The organism is Prochlorococcus marinus str. MIT 9401 (assembly GCF_000760095.1).
Classification (GTDB): domain Bacteria; phylum Cyanobacteriota; class Cyanobacteriia; order PCC-6307; family Cyanobiaceae; genus Prochlorococcus_A; species Prochlorococcus_A marinus_I.
This window is the reverse complement of the sequence record NZ_JNAR01000011.1, coordinates 85,840-97,302: the sequence shown is the minus strand read 5'-3', so window position 1 is coordinate 97,302 and position 11,463 is coordinate 85,840. Positions and strand designations below refer to the sequence as shown.

The following is an 11,463-nucleotide window of genomic DNA, read 5'->3' as shown; positions in this document are numbered from 1 at the left end:
AGTGATGATTGATTGTAGTCATGGAAATTCCAATAAAGATTTCCGAAAACAGTCAGAAGTTCTAAAAAATATAGCTTCTCAAATAAGTAATGGTGAAAAAAATATTTTAGGAGTTATGTTAGAAAGTCATTTGAAGGAAGGGAATCAAAAACTTTTAAAAAAAGAGGATCTCGAGTTTGGCAGAAGCATTACGGATGCCTGTATAGATATAGAAACAACAAAAAATTTACTAGCTATTCTATACAATTCACTTAGTTAGTTATAAAAAAATTAAAAAATAATGCTGAACAAATTGGAACAATGAAATTATCTATTCCTAAAATACTGAATTGTTCGAGCAAAGTCGCAAAAAAAGCTATTGTAAAATAATTTACATTTAAACTACTTTGTTGGGTGTATCCTACTGAGCAAACTACTATTAAGCTTGTTATGAGCATTGTAATAGTACCAAATAAAGATTTTTTTTGGTTAAACAAAATCCAACTCTTTGAGTTGAAGCTTTTTCCTATTAACCCAGCGAATCCATCACCAAAAGTCATTATAAAAAATCCAGTAATTAAAGCATATGGATCTTTATCCCAGAAAAGATAAATCAAAATAAATAAACTTAGACAATAAAATAATGTTCCATAGCTCTTTCGCTCAATATCTTCAATTGCTGGCAATAATTTATAGGTGTAATTGATGAAAACCATTAACGAAATAATTCCTGTAAAAAAAAGAGCTGAATTTTGAGCTATTTTTAAAAATTGTGCAATTGGAATTAATGGTCCTATTCCGATATGTATTATTTTTCTTACGATTTCTCTACTATCTTGATAATATTTTTTAAAAACTATTGATATTAAAAAAATTGAAACTAAATATAATAAAATTACAGTAAATTTTATCAATTTTTTAAGCTGCTTTTTGATGGGTTGTCATTACTCTAAGTTTTAATATCGCTTTAGCTTCTAGTTGCCTTACCCTTTCTCGTGAAACATTAATTTGTCTCCCGATTTCTGCCAGTGTTAATGGCTCTTCACCATCTAGGCCAAATCTGAGTTTCATGATTTTTTGTTCTCGTTCATTTAATTGAGAAAGCCAGGTTCCTAAATGCTCTTTTTGGATTGTTCTATCCATGCCCTCCATAGGCTCTTCACAGTTTGGATCAGGTATTAGTTCACCAAGAGTGCTTCTGTCTTCTTCGCCTCTTGCATGAGCATCAAGGGAGGCGCAAGGAGCGCTTTGCGAAATTAAATCTTCTAAATCTTTTTGATCAATTTCCATCTCAGTTGCCATTTCTAATCTAGTAGGCTGCCTACCAAATTTATGTGATAATTCTCTAGAGACTCGTCTCATTTTGGATAGTTTTTCACTTATGTGAATAGGCAATCTGATTGTTCTAGCACTATTATCAATAGCTCTTGTCATTCCTTGCCTAATCCACCAGTAAGCATAAGTTGAGAATTTATATCCCATAGCGGGATCAAATTTATCTACAGCTCTTTCAAGACCAATAGCACCTTCTTGGACAAGATCTAATAATTCAAGCCCTTGGTTTTGGTATTTTTTTGCAACAGAAACAACTAGTCTTAGATTAGCTGCCATCATTCTATCTCTAGCTCTTTTGCCAATTTTAATTTGATAGAGATTTCGTTGCGTTCTATCAGTTTCAGGAATTTGTAGCAACTTTTTCATGTTCTGAACATGATGAGCTAACTCTATTTCCTCTGCTGGAGTCAAAAGAGGTACTCTACCAATGCTACTTAAGTAATAGCCAATAGAATCCGAAGCGAGTCTTCCAGATTTTTTTTGGCTTTGTTTTGCAGTTAGACTGGATTTTGATTTGCGGGATTTGCCCGCAGTGTTTGGTAATCTTGGCTCTTCAAAATTATTATCTGAAGAACTCTTTGCAGATTCCAGAGGGATCCCCATCACCCTGGCCTCCTAAATAATGGATTTTTTAAAAAGCTAGCACTGAAATTGAAATAAAAACTACTTTTACGTTGAAACTTTAAAGACAAAAAAATCTTTTTTTGTCTTAATTTCTTGAAATCTATTGATATGAAAGGTTTTTATAAAAATAAAAAATTTTTTAAAATATTAAGTTTTTTTTTAAATGTTATAAAAATCAATATTGTTTTCTTATTTTATAAGATCAATTTGTGAACGATTTTTTGCCGAATCAAGTGCATATTTTGTATAAGAACCATCTTCTTCCATTATCCAAGAAAAGTAATCATCTTTAATATAAGTTTCCAAAAGAGTTTTGAGTTTAGACTTTAATTCATAATCTTCTATTGGAGTAATTGCCTCTATTCTTCTATCAAGGTTTCTTCTCATCCAATCTGCACTCCCAATAAAAACTTCATTATCTTCATTATTACAAAACCAAAAAATTCTTGAGTGTTCTAGAAAATGCCCAATAATGCTTTTGACTTTAATATTTTCACTTAAGTTTTTTCTTTGGGGATATAAGCAGCAAATACCTCTTACGATAAGACTAATTTTTACACCTGAGTTAGAAGCTAAATAAAGAAGGTTAATTATTTCTGGGTCAACTAAAGAATTCATTTTTGCAATTATTTCAGCCTTTTTACCTTTTTTTGCATTTTTAATTTCTCTATTTATGAGAAATATAAACTTCTCTCTCATCGATGATGGAGAAACTAATAGTTTTTGATAATTTTTTTGTTTAGAAAAACCTGATAAGTAATTAAATAACTCAAGTAAATCTGATGCTATTTCAGGATCTGTTGAAAGTAATCCTAAATCTGTATAAAACCTTGATGTATTAGAGTTATAATTTCCAGTTCCAATATGAAAATAATTTCTTAATCGTCCTTTTTCTTTTCTAACTATTAAGGCTATTTTTGTATGTGTTTTAAATCCTATTATTCCATAGACAACATGAATTCCCGCTTGCTCAAGTTGTTTTGCCCATTGAATATTATTGTCTTCATCAAATCTTGCTTTTAGTTCAACAAGAGTCATTACTTCTTTCCCGTTCTCTGCAGCTCTCATCAACGCTGCAATGATAGGCGAGTCCTTGGAAACTCGATATAAAGTAATTTTTATAGCCATTACAAGTGGATCTTCGGCTGCTCTGTTTATAAATTCTTCAACTGAAGTTCTAAATAAGTCGTATGGATGATGAAGAAGAATATTTTTTTTCCTAAGTATATTAAAAATAGAATTGAGGTTTTTGTTTGTAGGTAAGTCTAAATTTTTTAATCTCGGGTGAGTTTTTCCAATTAGCAGATTTTCTTTTAAATCATCTCTATTGATTTTTGTAAGCTGATTTAAATCATCAAGGCCTAAAAAACTTTTGCAAAAGTAAATATACTCTTTTTGTATTGAGATACTTTCAATGAGTAATTTCAGAATATTTTCTGGCATATCCGATTCAACTTCTAATCTAACTACGTCTCCACCTAATCTTCTTTTTTGCAAACTTTGTTCAACTGCTAAAAGAAGATCATCAGCTTCAAGTTCTTTTAATTCTAAATCTGCATCCCTTGTAACTCTAAAAAAAGAGTAATTTATACATTCCATTCCGTTAAATAAAGTATTTATATTATTCCCAATTAAATCTTCAACACTTATGAAAAAATATTTATTTTCATCGCTATCTTGAATAATTTCATTAGGAATTTGTATAAATCTATTTGTATTTTTTGTTGGTATTTTTACTCTCACAAACTGATTTTTAGAATCTTCTCCATCCCTTATTAGAGCTGCTAAATTTAGACTTAAATTACTGATAAAAGGAAATGGATGGGCTGGATCAACAACTAATGGAGTTAGTAAAGGGAAAATAGATGAAGTAAAATAGTTATTGCACCAATTTTTTTGATTTTCACTTAGGTCTTTATATTTTTTTAAAATTATACCTTGTTCTTTTAATTCATTATTTAATTCATTATTTACATAGTTTTCTTGAAGATTAGTTAATTTTTTTACTTCTTTGTTGATTTTTGTTAATTGCTCTTTAGGTGAAAGTCCGTCAATACTTTTTTTAGTAATTCTTGCTTCAACTTGAGCCTTTAATGAAGCTACCCTTACCATAAAAAACTCATCAAGATTATTGCTAAAAATTGAACAAAATTTTACTTTATCTAGGATTTTGTATTCCTTTTCCATACCAGTTAGGAGTACTCTTTTATTGAATTCAATCCAACTTAATTCTCTATTAATAAAAATATCAGCCTGGCTTTTCATTAAAATGCATTCGTTTTTTGATTATTCAAAGAATTATTATTTTTACCCTCTGCAATAAGGTATATCATGAAAATTAAGATAACGGAACCAGCTATAAAAGGTGATTTAGGACCAAAACTATCATAAACCCTTCCTGCCATTGCGATTCCTAAAACTCCTCCAAGACTCTGTAGACCCTGAAGGTTACTTAAAATTGATCCTTGTTTATCAACGTCTAATTTCTTTGATATTAGTGCTCTTAACGTGGGCGTAATTAACCCTGCTCCAACTGCTAAAAATGAAACAGCTGAATAAATATTAATTATTGCATTTTCTTTTGGAGCAGTTATTAGAAGAGCGCATGCCACAAGAATAAAGCCTGATCCGATAAGTGTTAATCGCATTTCGCCAAATTGCTTTACTAGAGGCCCAATTAACACTCCCTGAACGATAATTGCAATGATTCCTACTACAACAAGAGTTCCACTTGATGCTTTGGTCGTCCAGTTTAAAGATTCTTGAAGGAAAAATATGAGTATATTGGTCAACCCAGTAAAAGCAATAAAGTAAATAAAAAAAGCTAATGATAATTTTTTAATTTTTTCTTCTTTGAAAACTGTAAATAGTGCTTTTAAAGGGTTTTTTAAAATAGTGTTTGATTTATTTGAGTCACTATTAGGCTTGGTTTCCGGTAAGTAAAAAAATACAAGCAGAAAATTTATTATTGGAATGATTGAGGCTATCAAAACTGGAATGATGAAATTATTATTTGTATTTTTTGCAAAAATTACAACAAAAATATTACCCAAGAAAAAACTTAAACCAAAAGCTACACCAATAAGACCAAATGTTTTTGCTCTTTTTTCAGGGCTTGAAATATCTGCAAGAATTGTTGTTGCAGTAGCTGCAGTCCCTCCACTTAAACCGTCAATTAGTCTCGCTAAAAATAATAAAAATAACGGGATAGAGGCTATTGAATTTGACCAATTAAAAAGAACTGTAAAAGATAATATTGATATTCCTATTACTGAACCAGCAATACAGAAAAGAGTGACAGGTCTTCTTCCAAATTTATCACTCATAATTCCTATAAAAGGAGAAGCTGTAAATTGCGCTAATTGGTAAGTGCATGATAATAAACCATATGTACTTGCTTTAGAGTCAAAAAGTAAAACAAAAGAAGGTAATATGGGTAGCAGTATACTTTCACTTAAACGATCATTTAAAAGAGTAATAAACGCACTAAGAAGAGTAAACTTTTTATTAGGCTTTAATAAACTTTCTTTCACAATATTTACCTTCATTTCTATTAACTTCTACTACCATACTTGTTAATGGAGATTATTGTGCCCGGCATTGTTTATTTAGTTGGAGCAGGTCCTGGCGACCCTGAGCTTTTAACTCTAAAAGCTTTACGCCTAATAAAAACTTGTGATGCATTAGTTCATGATGCTTTAATACCGGATGAAATAACAAAAGAGGCAGGAAAAACTACAGAAATTTTCCATGTAGGTAAAAGAGCGGGGAAGTGTTCTGTACCTCAGGCTGAAACCAATGCTCTTATTTTGAAATTGGCAAAAGAAGGCAAAAATGTTGTAAGACTTAAAGGGGGAGATCCTTTTGTTTTTTCTCGAGGCGGTGAAGAAGTATCGTTTTTAGAAGAAAATGGAGTTTCAGTTGAAATAGTGCCAGGGATTACTTCTGGTATAGCTGCTCCCACATATTTTGGAATTCCACTTACTCATAGAGATGCTGCGAGTTCCGTAACTTTCGTCACTGGACATGAGCGTGTAGATAAGCAAAAAAAGACAGTGAATTGGAGGGATTTAGCTAAATCATCAGATAGCTTAGTAATTTTTATGGGTATAAAAAATATTGAATTTATTGTGGAAGAATTAATTCTAGGTGGTTTAGATAAGAGTACTAAATGCGCTGTTATTCAAGAAGCTACTTTAAAAAATCAAAAATGTTTTATCGAGAAATTGGATAATCTTCCAGATAAAATCAAAGATAAAGAATTTTTAGCTCCATCAATTATCATTATTGGAAAAATTGTTAAATTTAAGGTTAATAATAATATAACTAAAGTATCAGATGTATATTTACCAGATATTAATAAAGTTCAACTATATAATAAATCCCAAAAGTAAATTGGATCGAATTTACTTTTAAGCTTTAAATTATTAACTTGATTAATTTGTCTGCAAGATAAGCTATTAATTGCAACTATTATGTCATCATTTTGAAATTCTGGACGAATTAATTTTTCTTTTACAATTTTCATTTTTAAAGCTTTAGAAACCATAATCCCTTCTAAACAGCCGCTATCTTTTCTAGGAGTTATCCATTGATTATTTCTTTTAATTAGAAGATTAAATGTACTTCCACAACAAAGTTCACCTGATGTATTCAAAAGGATAGAATCATCAAATGATTTTTCATTAGCTTCTGTCAAAACTTGTATTGCCTGATTATATGAAAATGTTTTGCATTTACTTATAAGACTGAATTCATTTATTTTTTCTGTTTGACTGATGCAAACGCTTATCGGATTAAAATTTGGTTTGATTCTATAGAACTCAAGCCATAAATTATCCAAATCTTTTGTCTCTGAAGTGCTATCAATTTTTAGTGTTCGACCTTCATTAGTTCCTCGACTATAGTTTATTCTCACTGAAGCAAATTGATCATTTTTAAGCGATAACTTTTTAATTCCATCGTGAATAAGTTGTCTCAAAGTTAATTTATTTATTTTGAGATTAATATTTAAAATCTTGCTACTTTTTTCTAATCTTTTCAGATGTTCATCAAAAAGAATAGGTTTATTTTCTTTAATCAAAATTGTTTCAAATATACCATCAGCAAATTTTAATCCTCTATTATTAGCAGCAATAAATATTCTATCAATATCCAACCATTGATCCTTGTGCCAGCCACATTTTTCAATCATTTTAGTGAATCAATTAAAGGTAAAAGTTTCCACTTGAGCTCATCAGTTTCCTCTTCAGGGTTTGAGTCTACAACTATTCCGCAACCAGCATATATATTGATTTTTTTGTCTTTAATGAAAAATGATCTTATTAGTATATTGCTGTCAAACTCTCCATTCCAGTCAAGCTTCAAAAATGAGCCACAGTATGGTCCGCGTTCAAATTCTTCTAATTCAAAAAGTCTCTGACATGATCTTAATTTAGGTGCACCAGTTATAGACCCCCCTGGCCAACAAGCTTTTAGTAAATCAATCCAGTTCTTGTCTTTTTTTAATTTGCCTCTGATTACTGAAGTTAGATGATGAACTTTTAAGAAACTTTCAAGTTTTAATATTTCTGGCACCATAATACTTCCTGTTTCGCAAACTTTACTTAAATCATTTCTTATTAGGTCAACAATCATAATATTTTCGGCTCTATCTTTTTCGTTCGTTATTAAATCAATAGCATTAAGTGCGTCTTGATTTACATCTTTATCTCTGGATCTAGTTCCTTTGATAGGTCTTGATTCTACAAAATTTTTATTATCTATTTTTATAAATCTTTCTGGCGAGGTAGATAATACAGCCTCTTTATAAATATCATTATTTATTATTATTCCTCCAAAGGGAGCTCTTAATTTTTTTCTTATTTTCAAATAAATATCTAGAGGATTATAGTCTTCAGAAGATTCAATTTCGCATTTAGTTGTTAGGTTTGCTTGAAATATATCCCCTAGGGATATTAATTTTTTCAATTTTAAAATATTTTTCTGAAATTTTTCAGCCATTTCGTCCAAATTTATTTTTGAAAAATCAAAATTTAAATTTGTTTCAATAATATTTTCTTCCTCAATATTTTTTATATTGTTGATTATGTTTTTATAATTCATCAGTTCAGATGAGTTTGTGCCTTCGATAATTATTTCTTTTTTTATTAGATTACATTTAATGATTGGATCATATGATGCAATCCATAAAGTTGCCATACTAGATTTTCGCCATGGGTTTTTTGGTTCGATGTAAACTCCTGCTTCATAACTTAACCATCCGATCCAGAATCCTTTTTCAATATTTTTTAAATTGTTAAATGGATTATTAGTTTTGTCTAAGTTATTGATATCTCTTGATTGGATTATTTTTTTAGGCTTAATTCCTATTATTGACCATTCCCCATTTTCTTTGCCATCACTGTCTAACCAAGCTAAGCCTTTATCTCCGAATTTTTTTGTTAGATCATGCGTAATTAGTGCTGGATCTATCCATTTTTCTAGAATTATTTTTTTTATTTTCATCTTTTATTATTGTTATTAAGCCATTTTTCATAAGCGGTATTTCTAATTCTGCAGCTATCACACTTACCGCATGGTTTTGAATTACCCGAATAACAACTCCATGTTTTATCTAAAGGGACATGATTAGCAAAAGCTAATTGAATAATTTCCTCCTTATTTAAATCTAATAGTGGTGTCCAAAGTTTTATTGGATTATTTTCTCTTCCTCTTTTATTGGCTAAATCTGCTAATTCTTGAAATTTTTTAATGTAGTCAGGTCTGCAATCTGGATAACCCGAATAATCTAGTGCATTAACTCCTAATCCTATAAAATCAGCATCTATTGCTTCAGCATAACTTAGTGCAACGGAAATAAATATGGTATTTCTCCCAGGAACATAAGTATTAGGGATTTTATTAGTTTGCAATCCTTCTTTAGGAATTTTTTTTTGAGTATCAGTTAATGAAGAACCTCCCCATAAAGATAAGTCAAGCTTAATGATTTTAAATTCTTCGATATCAAAGTGTTTTGCAATTATTGATGCAGAATTTAATTCTTTTTTATGACGTTGACCGTAGTCAAATGAAAGGCCAAAAATTTTAGCTTCGGATTTTTTTGCGATACCAGTAACTGTAGAAGAATCTAAACCTCCGGATAATAAAACTACTATCGATTTATTTTTAAGAAACATATGATTTCAGTTAATTTTTAAGTATTTGTGAGTTTGAAGGCTCAATTTCCAATCTGGATTATTTTTTACGAAATCAATAGCAAGAGAAAAACCATTCGCATTGTTCCATGCGGGCTGTAAATAAAAAATTTTATTTTCTTTTTTTAAGTTATCTTCGCTTTTAGAGAGTTGATATTGTTTTACAGTTTCTTTTTTTATTTGAATAGCAAATTCAATATCTTCTATTTCATTTATGATTATTTTGATTTCATTACAGTTTTTTAAAAAATAATTTTTTGGAGGTGAGTGTCTTTTAGGAGATAAAGTAATCCAGTCATAACTTCCTGATATCGAATTAACTCCACTTGTCTCAATATGAATTTTCATTGAGGTTTGTTCTTCTCCAAGCGTCGTTTTTTTTATGGCTTTGCAAAAATTATCCAAGTTATGTTGTAAAGGTTCTCCACCTGTAATTACGCAAAAAGATGCCCCTTTACCTCTAGCAATGTTTATGCGATCTATTATGTTTTCAATTGATGTAAGGGGATATTTTTTTTCATCCCATGAATTCTTGGTATCGCACCAAGAACATCCAACTTTACAACCAGCTAATCTCACAAAATAAGCACTTTTTCCGGCGTGATAGCCTTCACCTTGTAATGAATGAAATTGTTCGACTAAGGGCAAAAAATTTGTCATTTTTTCATTCAAAAAAACAAAGAATATTAATTTGATTTGGTTAACTTTTCTTGAGAGGCTTTTATTAAACCTTTAAATAAAGGATGAGGTTTGCCAGGTCTTGATAAAAACTCAGGATGATATTGACATGCCAAGAAGTAAGGATGATTTTCTAATTCAATTAACTCAACTAATCTGCCATCTGGTGATGTACCACTAATTTTGTATCCGGAATTTAAAAAACTTTGTTTGTAGTAATTATTAAATTCGTATCTATGTCGATGCCTCTCATAAATGACATCTTCATCATACAAGTTTTTTCCAGTTGTATTATTTGTCAATCTACATGGATAAACTCCAAGTCTCATTGTCCCACCTAAATCAACGACATCTTCCTGTTCTGGTAATAAATGTATCACTGGATTCGGAGTATTTGGATCTAGTTCTGAACTAGATGCATCTGGAAGATTAGCCACATTCCTTGCCCACTCTATAACTGCACATTGCATACCAAGGCAAAGACCTAAAAAGGGAATTTTATTTTCCCTTGCAAATTTTATAGCCGAAATTTTTCCATTGACTCCTCTATTGCCAAATCCTCCAGGTACCACAATTGCATCAACTTCATTTAAGTAAGTTTCTGCTGAATTTTTTTCTATCATTTCAGCGCTTACCCAATGTAAATCTAATAAAGCCTTATTTTCAATGCACGCATGCCTTAAAGCTTCAACAACCGATAAATATGCATCTCCAAGTTCAATGTATTTTCCTACGAGAGCAACTTTTATTGGAGCTCCAGGATTTCTTAGATTGTGAATTAGTTCTTCCCAATTTTTTAAATCACATTTTTTATCTTCAAGTTCTAGATATTTTAGGGTTTCTTTACATAAACCTTCTTTTTTTAAAGAAAGAGGTACAGAATAAATACTATCTGCGTCTAATGCTTCAATTACAGAGTTAATATTGACACCGCAAAATCCACTAAGCTTTTTTTTAAGACTTTCATTTATTGATTTATCACTTCGGCAAACAAGTAAATCTGGCTGAATTCCAATTGATCTTAATTCTTTTACTGAATGCTGAGTTGGCTTAGTTTTGATTTCGCCAGAGGTTTTGATGAAAGGAAGTAATGTTACGTGTATGTATGCAACATCATTTTTATTAACATCATTTTTGAATTCTCTTATTGCTTCTAAAAAAGGTAGAGATTCAATATCACCAACTGTTCCACCAATTTCAGTAATAATAATATCTGCATTGCTGTTGGCGGCTACTCGATGGATTCTTTCTCTTATTTCTCCAGTTATGTGAGGGATTACTTGAACAGTTCCACCGTTATAGTTACCTCTTCTTTCTTTGTTGATGACTGCTTGATAAATAGAACCTGTAGTTACACTGTTTAATCTAGTCATTGCAGTATCAGTAAATCTTTCATAATGACCTAAATCTAGGTCTGTTTCAGCTCCATCTTCGGTTACAAATACTTCTCCATGTTGGAAGGGGCTCATTGTGCCTGGATCAACATTTAGATATGGATCTAGTTTTAATATTGAAACACTATATCCTCTAGACTTTAATAATCTGCCTAAGCTCGCAGCTACAATTCCTTTACCAATGCTAGAAACAACTCCTCCAGTGACAAAAACAAATTTTGACATTAAATATTTTTAATTAAGCACAGCCTCCTTAT

10 protein-coding genes and 1 pseudogene are annotated in these 11,463 nt (G+C 30.6%); 2 read left to right on the top strand and 9 right to left on the bottom strand.

The genetic code is table 11. The features are described from left to right. A pseudogene (locus EV01_RS04825) lies at window positions 1-259 on the top strand (3-deoxy-7-phosphoheptulonate synthase); the annotation flags it as partial. On the opposite strand, the gene EV01_RS04830 reads toward EV01_RS04825, so the two are convergent. The 4 genes from EV01_RS04830 to EV01_RS04845 form a co-directional block, all read right to left on the bottom strand. After that, window positions 252-893, bottom strand: coding sequence for a diacylglycerol/polyprenol kinase family protein (locus EV01_RS04830; RefSeq protein ID WP_032518023.1), 642 nt, complete (start codon window positions 891-893; stop codon window positions 252-254). The pseudogene EV01_RS04825 and the gene EV01_RS04830 overlap by 8 nt on opposite strands. 4 nt (window positions 894-897) lie before the next feature. Further along, entirely contained in the window at window positions 898-1,917 is a 1,020-nt protein-coding gene (locus EV01_RS04835; protein WP_032518022.1) for an RpoD/SigA family RNA polymerase sigma factor, read from the bottom strand. Between the two features lie 210 nt (window positions 1,918-2,127). Continuing rightward, complete coding sequence (gene ppk1, locus EV01_RS04840; RefSeq protein ID WP_032518021.1) at window positions 2,128-4,203, bottom strand: polyphosphate kinase 1; 2,076 nt, start codon at window positions 4,201-4,203, stop codon at window positions 2,128-2,130. Continuing rightward, complete coding sequence (locus tag EV01_RS04845; RefSeq protein WP_032518515.1) at window positions 4,203-5,471, bottom strand: MFS transporter; 1,269 nt, start codon at window positions 5,469-5,471, stop codon at window positions 4,203-4,205. Before EV01_RS04845 ends, ppk1 begins: the two co-directional genes overlap by 1 nt. A gap of 57 nt (window positions 5,472-5,528) precedes the next feature. Here EV01_RS04845 and cobA point away from each other — a divergent pair, with 57 nt between their 5' ends. Beyond that, window positions 5,529-6,332, top strand: a complete 804-nt coding sequence (gene cobA / locus EV01_RS04850; protein ID WP_032518086.1) for a uroporphyrinogen-III C-methyltransferase — start codon at window positions 5,529-5,531, stop codon at window positions 6,330-6,332. On the opposite strand, the gene EV01_RS04855 is transcribed toward cobA, so the two are convergent. From EV01_RS04855 to EV01_RS04875, 5 genes are read right to left on the bottom strand one after another with little or no spacing between them, the layout of a single operon-like run. After that, the gene (locus tag EV01_RS04855) at window positions 6,305-7,132 is read right to left on the bottom strand and encodes an aminotransferase class IV (RefSeq protein WP_032518020.1); all 828 of its coding nucleotides are present in this window, start codon (window positions 7,130-7,132) and stop codon (window positions 6,305-6,307) included. The two genes, cobA and EV01_RS04855, sit on opposite strands and share 28 nt — an antisense overlap. Then, window positions 7,129-8,445, bottom strand: coding sequence for an anthranilate synthase component I family protein (locus EV01_RS04860; protein ID WP_032518505.1), 1,317 nt, complete (start codon window positions 8,443-8,445; stop codon window positions 7,129-7,131). The genes EV01_RS04855 and EV01_RS04860 overlap by 4 nt, the downstream gene beginning before the upstream one ends. Continuing rightward, window positions 8,442-9,116 carry a 7-cyano-7-deazaguanine synthase QueC gene (queC, locus tag EV01_RS04865; RefSeq protein WP_032518018.1) on the bottom strand — a complete coding sequence of 225 codons (675 nt, stop codon included), beginning with the start codon at window positions 9,114-9,116 and terminating at the stop codon, window positions 8,442-8,444. Before queC ends, EV01_RS04860 begins: the two co-directional genes overlap by 4 nt. Window positions 9,117-9,122: 6 nt before the next feature. After that, window positions 9,123-9,794 carry a 7-carboxy-7-deazaguanine synthase QueE gene (locus EV01_RS04870; protein WP_032518085.1) on the bottom strand — a complete coding sequence of 224 codons (672 nt, stop codon included), beginning with the start codon at window positions 9,792-9,794 and terminating at the stop codon, window positions 9,123-9,125. A 26-nt stretch (window positions 9,795-9,820) separates the two neighbouring features. Then, a complete protein-coding gene (locus EV01_RS04875) occupies window positions 9,821-11,431 on the bottom strand; it encodes a CTP synthase (protein ID WP_032518017.1) in 1,611 nt (536 codons plus the stop codon). Between the last annotated feature and the right edge of the window lie 32 nt (window positions 11,432-11,463).